Here is a 13,385-nt window from a genome sequence, read left to right on the forward strand (position 1 = left end):
TTCAGGCGGCACCCGGCCTTTCGTGTATTTCGTGCGTCAGGCACAGGCTTCGCCCAGCAGCATGCCGCGCACAGCAGCAATATCCTGCGCCGCGGCGCCGGCCTGCAGCAGATACGATTCCGCGGTACCGTAGTGCTCCGCGAGATAGGCCAGCGCCGTTTCAAGCTCCTCCGGCGCAGAGGAGAATACCGCATCCGGCGGGATGATACCAAAGGTCTTTTTCAGCCAGGCCTTCTGCCGCTTGAAAATGTCCCGCATGTTGGCTTCACTTACGCTGTAATCGGCAACGACAATCTCGCAGGGCACGCCCGCAAGCAGCAAAAGAAGCATGGCCGTCACGCCCGTGCGGTCTTTTCCAGCGGTACAGTTGAACAGCACCGTCCCGTCACTGTGTTGTGCAAAAATGCGGATCATCCGTGCAAACGCGTCGCCGCGGCCGGACAGCAGCTTCACGTATACATCGCCCATGCGCTCAGGCATTCCGCCCGTAAAGCCCTGGCTCGCCGCCTCGTCCAGCATGGGGATGGAATAATAATCCACGCCGGGCACGTCTGCAAGACGGGAGGGAGCGGCGGCCGTCTCGCTTTCGCTGCGCAGGTCCACCACACAGCATACGCCGTAATCCAGCAGCATCTGCACGTCTTTGTCCGTCAGTCCGGAAAGCCCGTCGGAACGCAGGAAGGCGTGCCTGCGCGTCTTCCTGCCGCAGGCGGCGGGGTAGCCGCCCAATTCGCGGGTGTTGCGCGTACCGGCCAGTGCCAGAGGGGCGTTGACACAAATCGTCTGCTCCATGATCGAAAACTCCTTTTTGTTGATGAGGAACGGCAAGGGCGGTCCGGCGGTATGCCGGGCCGCCCTTTGCATGTTCCGTGGGGCAAATTATTTGCCTGTTTCCCACACTTCCTCTTTCATGTTCGAACGGATGTATACAATGGCTCCGCCCAGGCAGATGAGGAACATCAGCACCGAAAGTGCGGCCGCACGTTCATAATTCATGTAGGTGCCCGTTTGTTGGTACAGCAGGATGCCCAGCATTTTTGGATTGTTGGGGCCTGTCAGGTAGGGAATCGTGAACGCGCCCACCTGGCCCATAAGGATAAAGGTGGCGCTGACGATGACGTCCTTGTATGTCAGCGGAAGAATGATGCGGCACAGAACATCCCGCCAGGAGCATCCGGCGTCGCGCGCGCTTTCCACATAGGAATCGTTGACGCTGGACAGCGCGGCGCTCATCATCATGGCTGCAAAGGGAATGCAGAACCACAGGTTTGAAAGAATGATGCCTTTCAGGTCATACAGCAGGCCGGGCTTGTAATCGACGCCGAAGGCTGCGGCGATGCGGTTGATGCTGCCGGAGTCCTTGATGACATTCATCACCGCGTACACTGCGGCGATGCCCGGGATGAAGCGGGGCAGCAGATACAGCTTGCCCAGCGCGCGGCTGACGGGGCTTTTGGAAAAGCGGAGGTACAGTGCCAGCAGAAAGCTGAGCACTACGCTCAGTGCCATGACGGTGAGAGCCTCGGCGAGGGTGAACAGCAGGCTTTGCAGCGCCTCGGCGCTGGTAAAGAAATAGGCATAGTTGTCCAGCGTGAACTGCCCGTCCGCTGTTCGGAAGGAACGGGCCACTGTGTTTACGATGGGAAAGACTACCACCAGAACCATAATGGAAAACGCGGGCAGAACCATCAGGTACGGCAGCCATCTGTGTTTTTTCTGGTTTGCCATATGCGCGGCCTCACTGTGCCAGCGGCGCGATCTCTTCCGTCCAGCGTACCACGATATCTTTCTGTATCATGCCGATGGAAAAATAGCGCAGCTCGTCCATATTGGTCTCCTCCAGCCAGTCGGCGTGGTCCAGATTTTCCAATTTGGCAGTGTCCACGACAGGAGAGGCATACATGGTGTTCCAGCCGATGGCCTGGGCCTCATAGCTCAGGTAGTAGTCGATGACGGAGAGCGCGGCCTCCTGATCCTTGGCGATTTTCGGGATGCAGAAGCCGGCCAGCGCACCGGAAAAGGCGGGCTCGATGGGCTGAAGCTTGATGGACTCGGGCATCGTACCCATATTCTTCTGGCTGAGCACCATGTTCACGAACGCGGGCGTCATGTCGATCTGCTTTGTGGCCAGCAGGTCCAGCGAACCGGCATTCTTCATCGGGTACTGTACCTTGCCCGCCGTCTGGTACAGATAAGGGTGCAGCTCGGCCATCAGGGCGAAGGCGTTGTCCCACTCGGCGGTGTGTTCGGTCTCCCATTTGGTGTCCGGGGACATGCGTGCTTCGTCGGGCAGCTGGTTGTAGATGGCGGTCGTTACAAAGGTATAGCCGGAGCCGCCGGTGGACGGGTCGCAGTAGGCGAAACGGCCGGGATTGTCCTTGATCCATTGATACAGCTCGTCCGCCGTTGCAGGCGGATTTTCCACGGTTTCGGAATTGTAGGCCAGCATCACGGCTGTGCCGCGGTAGGGGATGAAGGTATCGCCTACGATATTGTCCTTGAATACGACATTTTCATAGTTGGGGATCTTCGAGGTGTCGATGGGGATGAAAAAATCTTCGCTCGTCTGGGCCAGAATGGCGGAGATCCCGCTGTCGTCTAGGGCAATGATGTCAAAATCGGTGTCGGTCTCGCCTGCCTGATAGGCAGCGGCAAGGCGGTCGGGCAGGCTCTGCTCGCTGGTGCCGGAGACGACGAACTGGATCTCCACCCGGGCCTTGGTATTATAGGCGGGGTCTGCGTTGTGTGCGTCGGCAACGGCCTGCAGCGCTTCGCGCACCTCCTGGCCGCCATAACCCCAGATGGTGACGGTGGGAACGTCCGCGCTTGCGGCGCCCGTGGCCGGGGAAGTGCTGCCGCAGGCGGAAAGGCTCAGCGCAAGAGCGCAGGCGGCGACGGCGCACAGCGCCTTCTGGATGAATCGATTCATGAATGTTTCTCCCTTCCATATCTCCTATGAGCTTACGATAAAATCCTTATTTATTGCCGGGGCGGCTTTCCGCTCCGGCGGAAAACAGCCGAAGCTGTTTTGCCCGGAAGTACTTCAGGCGCTGGCCTGTGCCGCGCCGAACTGCTTGAAGCGCGTGAAGGAATAGTCCGCTGTCTGGCCGGGTATATATCCCAGTGCCTGTTCCTTGGGAATGAAAACCTTCAGCCGTGCGCCGTCTGCGCGAACAAGGATGATCTGTGTGTAATGGCCCAGCGGCATCACGCTTTCAATACGCGCCATGCCCGCGCCGGAGGCCGAACGCAGAGCAATATCCTCCGGGCGCACGGCGAGCACCGCGCCGCCTTCGTCCAAAAAGTTCATCTCGCCGATGAACCCCGCCACAAAACGGCTGTGCGGGTTGTCGTAAATTTCGGTAGGGCTGTCCAGCTGTTCAATGGCACCCTGGTTCATGACGGCAATGCGGTCGGAGATGGCCATGGCCTCCTCTTGGTCGTGCGTGACGAAGATGACAGTCAGCCCGGCCTCGCGCTGGATGCGCTTGAGCTCCTCGCGCATCTGGCCGCGGATCTTGGCGTCCAGTGCCGAAAACGGCTCGTCCAGCAGAAGTACGGCGGGCCTGAGCACCAGTGCGCGTGCAATGGCCACACGCTGCTGCTGGCCGCCGGAAAGCTGAGTGGGGTATTTCTTTTCGCTGCCGCTCATTTTTACAAGTGCCAGCATCTCCGCGATCTGCGCGTCCATCTCCTTTTTGGGCGTTTTGCGAAGCTTCAGGCCGAATGCCATATTCTCGTAGATGGTCATATGCGGCCACAGGTTGTAGCTCTGGAATACCATACCGGTGGGACGCTTTTCGGGCGGCAGGCCCTGTACTTCGGCGCCGTCCAGCAAAATCTTGCCGGAATCGATCTTGTTAAAGCCGCCGATGGCGCGCAGGATGGTGGTTTTGCCGCAGCCGGATGGTCCGAGCAGCGTTAACAGCTCGTGTTCATACACCTGGAGGCTGATGTCGGCTACACCCTCGGTAGCGCTGAACTTTTTGGTGAGATTGCGGGTCTCCAGCTTGATAACGGGAAGGTTCATTTCCATATTTTCTCCTTTGCGAAGGGCGCGTCACATTTTCAGCCCGTTGGACAGGGCGTCGGCGCTCAGATATTTGCGGAAGACGACGAGCAGCAGGATGGACGGCACCAGCAGGATCATCGCGAATACCGCGCCCGCGGTATCCGGGAAGGACATAATGATGCCATACAGCTCACTGGGCATGGTGTGCACGTTGGGCAGGCCAATGAGCAGCGAACCCTGCGCCTCTTCCATGGAACCGAGGAACGTATACAGTGAAGCCACGATGATGCCGGGCTTGGCCATGGGCAGCGTAACCATAAGGAACGTGCGCAGCGGCGAAGCGCCCACGTCACGGGCGCTTTCCTCCTGCTGGATATGTACGGTGCGGAACGCGCCGGAAGGAATCCACACCATGAACATCATCGTGTTTACGATGTGCACCAGCACCACTCCTGCAAATGTGCCGATAAGGTTCAGCTTATAAAAGATGACGGCCATGGCTGTGTAGATGCCCATTTTGGGGAATGCGTTGGTAAGAAGAAAGCTCAGGCGCACGGCGCTGCGGCCCCTGAACGGGTAGCGTGCCAGCGCGTAGGCGGCGGGCAGGCATACGGCCAGCGAGAGCAGCGTTACAACAACAGCCAGCACCAGCGATGTGCCGATGGATTGTACAAGCTGTGCCTTGGAGAGCACATAATCCCACCATTTGAATCCGTAGCTCCGGGGGATGACATCGGGATACTCGTAATCTCCGGCGAACGAAAGCAGCAGCATATTCATCAGCGGTCCGTAAAAAAACAGCAGAAACAGCGCAAGCAGGACATATTCCCAGAATTTGTTTTTGCCCAGCGAAAAATAAAGGCGTCTCATCCGTTTCCCTCCTTGTCAAGATAAAGCGGCGCCCCCACGGCCAACAGGTGTACCGGCGCGCAGGCGCCGGCATACAGCTTCAGCACGGCGCTGCGCGCGCCCGGAGCCAGGGACAGAGAGAGCGGCGTGCGCAGGTCTGTTTCGGCACGCTGTACCGCTCCGGTGCTGTCCCTCAGCTCCAGCACCGGGGCAGCGGCCTGCGCCGGTGCCCAGTCCAGATAGCCGGAGGTGTTGTCGAATATTACTGTTACGCGTCCCTTTTCGCTGTGTGCTGTGAACAGAGGACCTTTTGTGACGATGGTCTGCCGGCGCAGCACCGCGCCCAGTACCGCATCCGCCGCGTTCAGCGTGCAGGCCTTGTCCACGATGGCGTAGGTGGTGAATACCTCCGCGTCCCGGGGCATGCTGTGAAGATCTTTTCCGGTGACGGCCGCGATGCGCTGTCCATCCAGCACCAGCCGTTCCCACAGCGCCAGCGCCCGGCTGTTGCCGATGAACGCCTCTGCCATGGGGTGCGCACCCATGTCGGATTCCGAAACAGAGGTGTTAAAGACCTCGATATAGTCCACTGCGTTCCAGTCGTGCATTTCCATGTCAAAACGGCAGCCGATGAACAGCGGGCTGCCGACGGAAAACGGGTGTGCGATGCCCACGGCACGCGCGCCCGCAGTGCGCAGCATTGCAAAAAAAGGCTCCGGCGCACGGGGGTCCAGTGTGGTGATGTCCGGCATCTGTACAAGTCCAAGCGCCAGAATGTGGCCGAAAAATGTGGTTATCTCCACGCCCGGCAAAAGTGCAAGCGCGTATCCCGCCCGCCGGATGGCGTCATAGGCCTTCGCATGGCCGGAAGTGGTGTTATGGTCTGTCAGGGCCAGCACGCCGAAGTTTTTTTCCGCGGCGTATGCAGCCAGTGATTCCACAGAAAGCGCACCGTCCGATTCTGTGGAATGGTTGTGCAGTTCTGCTCTTATGAATTTCATCCGGCCACCTCCTCCAGGCGCAGCGTGTAGTTTGTCTCGTCGTTGAGAACGTTGAGCACGTGCAGCACCACCCGCAGTACGCCTGTGGGACGACAGTTTACAAAGCCCTCGGATGAGCCCTGCGGTGCGAGCAGCATTTCCTTTGTCAATTGGTTGCGGTGAGCGCTGCCCACACACGCACCGTTCAAAAACAGCGAGACGTTGATTTCGCCCTTGGGCATCGTGCAAAGATGTTCCGCCAACGCCTCCGGCACGGGCGTACCTTCGGGCAGGTTCTGTGCGGCAGCGGCCATACAGCCCGCGCGCAGCGTGTCCGGTTCCTGCTGCGGTTCGCGCTTGTCAAAGGTGAACACCACGCGCAGGGCGCGCAGCTCCCCCGGCAGAAGCGTTGTGTAAGAGATGTGCCCCTGAAAGCCCCGTGGCAGTTGTCCGGACACCCGGTACAAAAGCCGTTCATTCGTTTGCGGCACTTATTTCCATCCTTTCCTTTTAGACGGGTTGTTCCGTCATTTTGTTGAATCTTGTTTCTTTTCACTGTGCATATTCTACAAGATAGACCCCGATGCTTTCTCCGCAGAACATGTAAGAGCCATGTAAAAAGAACGCAATTCCGTGGGAAAACCGGTCAAAAATGGACAGTTTTCAGAGGCTTTATCGGAACTTTACAAAGAACGGGCGTGTGGTTTACATACATGATTTTTCTGCCCGGGGTGTCTGCGGTATACTGGGAGAAGAACGGAAGAGAGGGAGGCGGCACACCGTGCCACAGATGAAATATGAAAAGCACAATGCGCGGCAGTATGAGCAGATATTGCGTGCGGCGCGGCAGTTGTTTGTGGAAAAAGGGATCGAGCGCGTAAGCTTCAGCGCAGTGGCGGACAGCTGCGGTATCGCGCGCGCGACGCTTTACAAATATTTCCCCGATAAGGAATCTTTGCTGTGGGCCATCCACCGCCAAGCGCTGCGTACATTTGGAAACGCACTGCTGGCGCGGGCGGAGGCGCGTCCGCTCACGGCCCTGGAACGCTTTTCCGTGTATTTTGAGGAGCTTGCCCGCCGGTTTGAACTGGACCCGGATTTCCTTTTATTTTTCGACCTGTTTGAAAAAACCTATCAGGCGGAAACGGCGCGGCGTGGCAGCGCTGTTTACGAGCGGATGTTCCGACCGGGAGATTTCGGCTCCGGCGACACTGCACGATTTTTATGCGAGAATTTTAACGATGGCTCCCTGCGGGCCGGGTTGGACGCGCAACTCACCGCCGTCAGCGCCACGTATACAGCGGTGTATGTACTCATCGGCTTGGGAAAAGACCGCGCGCCTCTGTCGCTGAAATACGGTATGGAGGCCCCGGCCATGGCGCGGTTTTTATTTGATGCATTTCTGCGGGGCATCAGCGCAGACGGAGCCCCGCCTCGCTGAAAGGCCTGAAACGGAAAAAGCGTGCCGCATCCGGTTTGGGATGCGGCACGCTTTCTGTGCTTTCAAAAGAATGGGAGCAAGGCTGGACGAAAAGGCGAAAAGAGATTGACACCGTCCGCTGCCGTGCTATACTGTGGTTAGCGAAAACTAATTATGGAGCGGCGGAGCCGCCGCTGAACGGAGGGTATTGTCATGGAAGCAACTGTTTCTGCACTGCTCAACCAGCAGATCAACAAGGAGTTTTATTCGGCCTATCTTTATCTGGACATCGCCAATTTTTATGCGTCTAAGGGTCTGGACGGCTTTGCAAACTGGTATCAGGTTCAGGCAAAGGAGGAGCAGGACCATGCGATGCTGTTTTACCAGTATCTGCACAACAACGGCCAGCCGGTGATACTGGAGGCCGTCGGCAAGCCGGACGGGGCATTTGCTTCGCTGGAGGCCCCTTTGGCCGCAGCGCTGGAGCATGAACGGTATGTTACCGCACTCATCAACGCCATTTACACAGCGGCACAAGCGGCGCAGGATTACCGCACCGTACAGTTTCTGGACTGGTTTGTAAAGGAGCAGGGCGAGGAAGAGAAAAACGCCGCTGACCTGATCACCAAGATGGAGCTGTTTGGGAGCGACGCGAAGGGGCTGTACATGCTCAACAGCGAGTTGGCCGCCCGCGTCTATACCGCACCGTCCCTTGTGCTGTAATACGACAGGGACAAAATGGCGGCCTGCGCCAGACGCAGGGGAAAAGCGGCGCCTCCGGACACAGGGTGTTCGGGAAAGACTGCGATTTGTTTTTCAAAAACCGGAAATACGCCGTTTCTCTTGCTGCTTCGGACGCCGAGGAACGGCTGAAGTTTATTGAGTTTATATAAGGCTTCACACAAATGAGGTGCAGACAGCCGACAGCTTGGTCCGCTTGACGGCAGCCGTTACGGCCTGTGCGGACAGTACGATAATTTTTTACAGTGCAACGGGCGGACAAAAATAAAATAACGCGCCGATCTATTTCGGCGCTTCGGTCTTTCGAAAAAAGCCGCTTTTCGACGCCCTTTTCGCTAAGTTGCCTACGAACAGGGCCTTTGGCCCCGTTCGCCCCGAACGACGGCTTTCGGCGGTCGCTTCGCTTTGCTCGCCTCGGTACTCGTCTTGCGGGGCGTCGCGGGGTTATTTTAAATGAAAAAGGGGCGTCTGCGCGCTTATCCGCAAGGGAGGCGTCGCACCGCTCCGACACGCACCTGCGGGTGCAGTCGCCACTCCTTTTTCAAGCTTTTCCCCGGACGTTTCTTTTGCTTCTTTGCCTTTTTCGACAGTCTGAAGCGTGCAATCCTTTTAACAAGGATTGCACGCTGTTTTTGTAGCCCACGGCTGTAACTGTCCTCTAATCCCGAAACAGTTCATTCGCCAAGGGCTTTTTTTCTGCTGTCCGGATGAGGTTGCTCACATATGGACGTTTGCCGGAAAGGACCTCGTCATAAAAATTCTGCTTCCAGCCGATATAGGAAATGCTGTCCTCCAATTCCTTAATAGAAGCCCGCAGCTCCTCCTGCTTTCTCGCAAGCATTTTTTTTCGGGAAACAATGGTAGCTTCCCCTTGCAGGCACAGTTCCAGATATTTTTTCATCTCCTGAATGCTCATCCCGCATTTTTTCAGGCAAGTAAGATCTTTGATCCATTTTACATCTTTCTCATCGAAAACCCGGCGGTTGTTGTGGTCGCGCTTGACGTTTGGGACCAACCCCTCGTTGCAGTAGAATTTCAAAGTCTGGTAGGTCATATCCAGTTCCCGGCAGACCTGCATCATTGTATACACAGACTTACACCTCCGGTTGTGTCTACAAAAAGTCATTAAAAATTTTAAAAGGCTATTGACCGATAGTAACTACCGTATAATATAATCGATCTTAACAAGCGGTTAAAACAAACGCATTGTAGCATTGAAATAACAAAATTGCAAGAGAAAAAGAGGGATATTCAAATGAAAGTGTTGCTTGTAAACGGCAGCTCCCGTAAGAAGGGATGTACCAATGCCGCGTTGTGTGAAGTGGAACGTGCCTTGCAGGAAGCGGGAATCGGAACCGAGCAGTTCTTTATCGGAAATGAAGCTCTGCCGGATTGCGTTGCCTGCCGCAAGTGCCGGGAAACCGGGCGTTGTGTGTTCCATGATAGTGTGAATGAGTTTGTAGAAAAGGCAAAATCAGCAGATGGTTTTGTATTTGGTTCTCCGGTTTATTTCGCCCATCCCAGCGGCAGGCTGTTGGCTTTTATGGACAGGGCTTTTTATTCCGGCGGAGCGGCATTTCAGTTTAAACCCGCGGCGGCAGTACTTTCTGCCCGGCGGGCGGGAACCACAGCTTCTTTCGACGTTATCAATAAGTATTTTACCATCTGCTCTATGCCGGTAGTTTCCGCCACCTATTGGAACCACGTATACGGCGCACAGCCGGAGGAGGTCGCAAAGGATAAGGAAGGGCTGATGACCATGTATAATATCGGGAAGAACATGGCGTGGCTGTTAAAGTGCATCGCCCTGGGAAGAGAGAATGGACTTCCGCACCCGGACAACGAAAAGGTTTTGACGAACTTTATAAGATAAGAAAAGGATGGCTTTTATGAACAAAAACGCGGAGAGCAGAGCGCGAAGATTATTTGCAGGGGTAAATTCTTCTTTGAGCCGGACCGATCCTGAGTTTGTGGAAATCATCTCAAATTTTTCTCAGGACGAAACCGCGAATGCAAATATCCTCACGGAAAAGGAACGGATGCTTTGTATCCTGGCCGCCCTGCTTGGCTGCCAGGGCATGGGCGAATTTCAGAACATGCTCCACGCAGCACTGAATATAGGGGTTGACCCCGTTGCGATCAAGGAGACCATCTATCAGGCAACGGCCTATCTTGGGATCGGCCGCACCTGTGATTTTCTCATTGCTGCGAACGGGATTATGGAGCAGCATGGCGTCAGGCTGCCACTTGCGCCGCAAGCATCCACAAATGAGGAAACCCGGTTTGAGCGAGGGCTTGCCAAACAGGTGGAGCTGTTTGGCCCCGATATGGCGAAGCGCCAAACGGATGGCCCGGCGCTTCGCAGAAACATTAACCGCTGGCTGGCGGACAACTGCTTTGGAGACTATTATACCCGCAACGGCCTGAACGGCCAGGAACGCGAGATGATCACTTTTTGTTTCCTTCTTGCACAGGGAGGCTGTGAAAACCAGCTTCGCGGGCATACGGCAGGAAATTTCGGCGTGGGCAACGGAAAAGAAAACTTTACAGTGTCGTGGAGCAGTGCATGCCATATATCGGGTATCCCCGCAGCCTGAATGCTATGAGCATCATTGACGAAATCGCCGCAAAAGAAAAATAAGGAGGAGCTGCTATTATGGAATATGCAACACTGCAAAACGGATTGAAAATGCCTATGGAGGGCTTTGGGGTTTTTCAAGTTCGTGATAAAGAGGAATGTAAGCGTTCTGTGCTGGATGCGATTCGGACAGGATACCGCCTGATTGACACTGCCGCTTCATACACCAACGAGGACGCCGTGGGAGAAGCTGTGCGGGAAGCCATTGCTGAAGGCATCTGTACCAGAGAGGAGCTGTTTATCACCTCTAAAATGTGGGTGCAGGATATGCAGAATTACGAAATGGCAAAAGCCGCCATTGACGCCTCTCTGGAAAAAACAGGGCTGGAATATCTGGATTTATACTTGCTGCATCAGGCGATGAAGGATTACTTCAGCGCATGGCGGGCTATGGAGGACGCGTACAGGGATGGAAAGCTGAAAGCTATCGGCGTGTCCAACTTCTATCCTCACGTCCTTACGAATTTCTGCGAAACTGTCGAGATCCAGCCCATGGTGAATCAAGTGGAGCTTCACCCTTATTTCACGCAAGAGAACGCATTGGCTACTATGAAAAAGTACAATATCGTTCCGGAAGCATGGGCGCCTCTTGGCGGCGGCCGATATGGCGCGTTCCATGAGGGGCTCCTTCTGGAGATTGCTTCGGCACACGGAAAGACAGTGGGGCAAGTGATGCTTCGATGGAACATCCAGCGCGGAGTAGTGGTGATCCCCAAATCCACCCATCCGGAACGAATCGAGGAGAATTTCAATATCTGGGATTTTACCCTCACCGATGATGAAATGCAGAGGATCAGTTCTTTGGATCAAGGTTATACAGGTACTGCCGTGAAACACTTTGACCCGGAATTCGTTCGTATGTGTACAAACAGAAAGATTCACGATTGAAGGAAGAGTATAGCATGAACAGTTTCACTTTTTCTTATCCGACGAAGGTGTATTTTGGTGAGGGGAGCGCGGCGCAGGCTTTCCGCACAGAGCTTCGAAAGAAAGGCAAGACAGTGCTGCTTGCCTACGGCGGCGGCTCCGTCAAAAAGAATGGCGTCTATGATGAAGTAAAAGCGCTGCTTAAGCAAGCAGATAAAACGATTATTGATTTTTCCGGTATCATGCCGAACCCCACCTATGCAAAGGTGCAGGAAGGTGCGGCCATTGCCCGTGAGCAGCATGTAGACTTCATTCTGGCTGTGGGCGGCGGCAGCGTGATCGACTGCTGCAAGGTGATTTCCGCACAAGCTCTGCTGGACGAAGACATCTGGGAGATGGAGTACGGCAAGGGACAGTTCCCTAACGCAGGAATCCCGGTAGGTGCGGTTGTCACCGCATCCGGCACAGGGGCAGAAATGAACGCGGGCGGCGTCATCACCCATGAAGAAAAGAAGTGGAAGGGCGGCATTTTCGGCATCGCTCCCGTATTCGCCGTCCTGGACCCGGCGTATACCATGTCCGTGCCGCCCATGCAGGTCCTCTCCGGTGCGTTTGACACTTTAAGCCATGCCATGGAAACATATTTCGGTAATTCCGACCAGGATAATGTTTCCGATGATGTGGCGCTGGCGGTCATGCGCAATACCGTTGTCAATATGCGCCGCTTGCTGAAAAACATCAACGACAGGCAGGTTCGGAGCAACTTGATGTGGGATTCTGCAATGGCGGAGAATGGAATTTTGAAATGCGGCCGCCTGACAGATTCCCAGACACACCAGATCGAACACCAGCTTGGCGCTTATACCGACTGCGACCACGGCCAGGGACTGGCAGTGATTCATCCCGTTTATTACCGCCATATCGTAAAGGATGCGCCGGAGAAATTTGCCAGACTTGCAAAGGACGTATTTGGCCAGGATACCGCAGAAGCCGGTGTGGCGGCACTGGAGAGCTTCATCAAAGAGTGCGGGCTGCCCACAAAACTGAGCCGGCTTAAATCCACGGTGGAGATCACCCCGGAGGTACTGCGGCAGGTGGCCGATACCTGCAACATTATCAAGGCTGGCCCCCGTGAACTCAGCAGGGACGAAATCTACGAGATTTTGATGGAGTGTCTATAAGGAGGCCGCATGGACCGGCCGTATATAATTTGTTGCATTTTGAGCGCGCTGGATGGAAAACCACCGGTGCATTTATGAGAACAGAGGCTGCCGGAAAGGCAGGCGAAGAATATGCCCGTATCCGTACAGAATATCGGGCCGACGCATGGCTTTACAGAACGGTGACCACAAAAGAGCTTACAGGAGAGCCAAAACCGGAGATTGGTCCGGCGTCAGAGATATCTCCCGGTGATTCTGTGGCGGAGGCGCAGGCGGCGCTCTACTATGTTTCTGTGGATACGAAGGGAGAAATCGGCTGGGCATCAGGCACATTCCGTAAGGCCGGATGCCCATGCAATTGAAGTTCTGACAGAGCAGCCCCGGCGCGCCGGCGATTTTCCGGCGCAAGAAGATAGAATGCTTGGATGGCGATGGAATTTGGCTGGTATGTTCGGTAAAAGACAAACAGCAAGGAGAAAGAAAAGAGGAAGAATATCCGTGCGCGGATGTTTTTGACATTGCTATTAAGCGGTTGTGCTGAGAAAAACAATAGCTTTGTATCATCGGGAATGCAGCCGGTTCCTTCTATGGCCGCGAACGAATGCGGAAGCCTGCCTGCTGCGGAAAGCGCGCGTTCGGGAGGACGAGGCTGCTGCCCATTCTTAATGAATCGCGGGAGACAGGGTGAAACTCAAATTTGCAGCGCAATTTATGTACC

At 55.4% G+C, this 13,385-nt stretch carries 14 protein-coding genes; 6 read left to right on the top strand and 8 right to left on the bottom strand.

All coding sequences use genetic code 11. The features are described from left to right. Positions 1-36: 36 nt before the first annotated feature. From IIY41_RS13555 to IIY41_RS13585, 7 genes are all read right to left on the bottom strand, one after another. Complete coding sequence (locus tag IIY41_RS13555; protein ID WP_009326122.1) at positions 37-792, bottom strand: tyrosine-protein phosphatase; 756 nt, start codon at positions 790-792, stop codon at positions 37-39. Positions 793-879: 87 nt separating this feature from the next. Then, entirely contained in the window at positions 880-1,728 is an 849-nt protein-coding gene (locus IIY41_RS13560) for an ABC transporter permease (protein ID WP_009326121.1), read from the bottom strand. 10 nt (positions 1,729-1,738) lie between these two features. Then, entirely contained in the window at positions 1,739-2,929 is a 1,191-nt protein-coding gene (locus tag IIY41_RS13565) for an extracellular solute-binding protein (RefSeq protein ID WP_055081555.1), read from the bottom strand. Positions 2,930-3,043: 114 nt separating this feature from the next. Beyond that, a complete protein-coding gene (locus IIY41_RS13570; RefSeq protein WP_009326119.1) occupies positions 3,044-4,036 on the bottom strand; it encodes an ABC transporter ATP-binding protein in 993 nt (330 codons plus the stop codon). Positions 4,037-4,060: 24 nt separating this feature from the next. Continuing rightward, a complete protein-coding gene (locus IIY41_RS13575) occupies positions 4,061-4,882 on the bottom strand; it encodes an ABC transporter permease (protein ID WP_009326118.1) in 822 nt (273 codons plus the stop codon). After that, positions 4,879-5,862: a CehA/McbA family metallohydrolase gene (locus tag IIY41_RS13580; RefSeq protein ID WP_119980837.1), complete on the bottom strand. Its 984-nt coding sequence runs from the start codon at positions 5,860-5,862 to the stop codon at positions 4,879-4,881. The genes IIY41_RS13575 and IIY41_RS13580 overlap by 4 nt, the downstream gene beginning before the upstream one ends. Continuing rightward, positions 5,859-6,332: a DUF6669 family protein gene (locus IIY41_RS13585; RefSeq protein WP_009326116.1), complete on the bottom strand. Its 474-nt coding sequence runs from the start codon at positions 6,330-6,332 to the stop codon at positions 5,859-5,861. Before IIY41_RS13585 ends, IIY41_RS13580 begins: the two co-directional genes overlap by 4 nt. A 299-nt stretch (positions 6,333-6,631) precedes the next feature. Here IIY41_RS13585 and IIY41_RS13590 point away from each other — a divergent pair, with 299 nt between their 5' ends. Both IIY41_RS13590 and IIY41_RS13595 read left to right on the top strand, forming a co-directional pair. Next, positions 6,632-7,282: a TetR/AcrR family transcriptional regulator gene (locus IIY41_RS13590; RefSeq protein ID WP_050005547.1), complete on the top strand. Its 651-nt coding sequence runs from the start codon at positions 6,632-6,634 to the stop codon at positions 7,280-7,282. A gap of 192 nt (positions 7,283-7,474) precedes the next feature. Further along, positions 7,475-7,984: a ferritin gene (locus IIY41_RS13595; RefSeq protein ID WP_009326114.1), complete on the top strand. Its 510-nt coding sequence runs from the start codon at positions 7,475-7,477 to the stop codon at positions 7,982-7,984. A 676-nt stretch (positions 7,985-8,660) separates the two neighbouring features. On the opposite strand, the gene IIY41_RS13600 is transcribed toward IIY41_RS13595, so the two are convergent. Next, positions 8,661-9,083 carry a MerR family transcriptional regulator gene (locus tag IIY41_RS13600; RefSeq protein WP_050005603.1) on the bottom strand — a complete coding sequence of 141 codons (423 nt, stop codon included), beginning with the start codon at positions 9,081-9,083 and terminating at the stop codon, positions 8,661-8,663. Positions 9,084-9,257: 174 nt separating this feature from the next. Here IIY41_RS13600 and IIY41_RS13605 point away from each other — a divergent pair, with 174 nt between their 5' ends. From IIY41_RS13605 to IIY41_RS13620, 4 genes are all read left to right on the top strand, one after another. Continuing rightward, positions 9,258-9,875: a flavodoxin family protein gene (locus tag IIY41_RS13605; protein ID WP_009326112.1), complete on the top strand. Its 618-nt coding sequence runs from the start codon at positions 9,258-9,260 to the stop codon at positions 9,873-9,875. A gap of 73 nt (positions 9,876-9,948) precedes the next feature. Beyond that, positions 9,949-10,599: a carboxymuconolactone decarboxylase family protein gene (locus IIY41_RS13610; protein ID WP_318251949.1), complete on the top strand. Its 651-nt coding sequence runs from the start codon at positions 9,949-9,951 to the stop codon at positions 10,597-10,599. Positions 10,600-10,658: 59 nt separating this feature from the next. Then, positions 10,659-11,528 (top strand): aldo/keto reductase, encoded by an 870-nt coding sequence (locus IIY41_RS13615; protein ID WP_009326110.1) that lies wholly within the window; start codon positions 10,659-10,661, stop codon positions 11,526-11,528. 14 nt (positions 11,529-11,542) lie between these two features. Further along, positions 11,543-12,688, top strand: coding sequence for an iron-containing alcohol dehydrogenase (locus IIY41_RS13620; protein ID WP_287401194.1), 1,146 nt, complete (start codon positions 11,543-11,545; stop codon positions 12,686-12,688). Positions 12,689-13,385: the final 697 nt, after the last annotated feature.

The sequence above is a fragment of the Ruthenibacterium sp. genome, assembly GCF_017421385.1.
GTDB classification, from domain to species: domain Bacteria; phylum Bacillota; class Clostridia; order Oscillospirales; family Ruminococcaceae; genus Ruthenibacterium; species Ruthenibacterium lactatiformans.

Bases quoted from the DNA above. Each gene is read 5' to 3' on its own strand.
- IIY41_RS13565 (WP_055081555.1), bottom strand. From the start codon at position 2,929: ATGAATCGATTCATCCAGAAGGCGCTGTGCGCCGTCGCCGCCTGCGCT.
- IIY41_RS13570 (WP_009326119.1), bottom strand. From the start codon at position 4,036: ATGGAAATGAACCTTCCCGTTATCAAGCTGGAGACCCGCAATCTCACC.
- IIY41_RS13605 (WP_009326112.1), top strand. From the start codon at position 9,258: ATGAAAGTGTTGCTTGTAAACGGCAGCTCCCGTAAGAAGGGATGTACC.
- IIY41_RS13590 (WP_050005547.1), top strand. From the start codon at position 6,632: ATGAAATATGAAAAGCACAATGCGCGGCAGTATGAGCAGATATTGCGT.
- IIY41_RS13620 (WP_287401194.1), top strand. From the start codon at position 11,543: ATGAACAGTTTCACTTTTTCTTATCCGACGAAGGTGTATTTTGGTGAG.
- IIY41_RS13575 (WP_009326118.1), bottom strand. From the start codon at position 4,882: ATGAGACGCCTTTATTTTTCGCTGGGCAAAAACAAATTCTGGGAATAT.
- IIY41_RS13560 (WP_009326121.1), bottom strand. From the start codon at position 1,728: ATGGCAAACCAGAAAAAACACAGATGGCTGCCGTACCTGATGGTTCTG.
- IIY41_RS13580 (WP_119980837.1), bottom strand. From the start codon at position 5,862: ATGAAATTCATAAGAGCAGAACTGCACAACCATTCCACAGAATCGGAC.
- IIY41_RS13600 (WP_050005603.1), bottom strand. From the start codon at position 9,083: ATGATGCAGGTCTGCCGGGAACTGGATATGACCTACCAGACTTTGAAA.
- IIY41_RS13615 (WP_009326110.1), top strand. From the start codon at position 10,659: ATGGAATATGCAACACTGCAAAACGGATTGAAAATGCCTATGGAGGGC.
- IIY41_RS13595 (WP_009326114.1), top strand. From the start codon at position 7,475: ATGGAAGCAACTGTTTCTGCACTGCTCAACCAGCAGATCAACAAGGAG.
- IIY41_RS13555 (WP_009326122.1), bottom strand. From the start codon at position 792: ATGGAGCAGACGATTTGTGTCAACGCCCCTCTGGCACTGGCCGGTACG.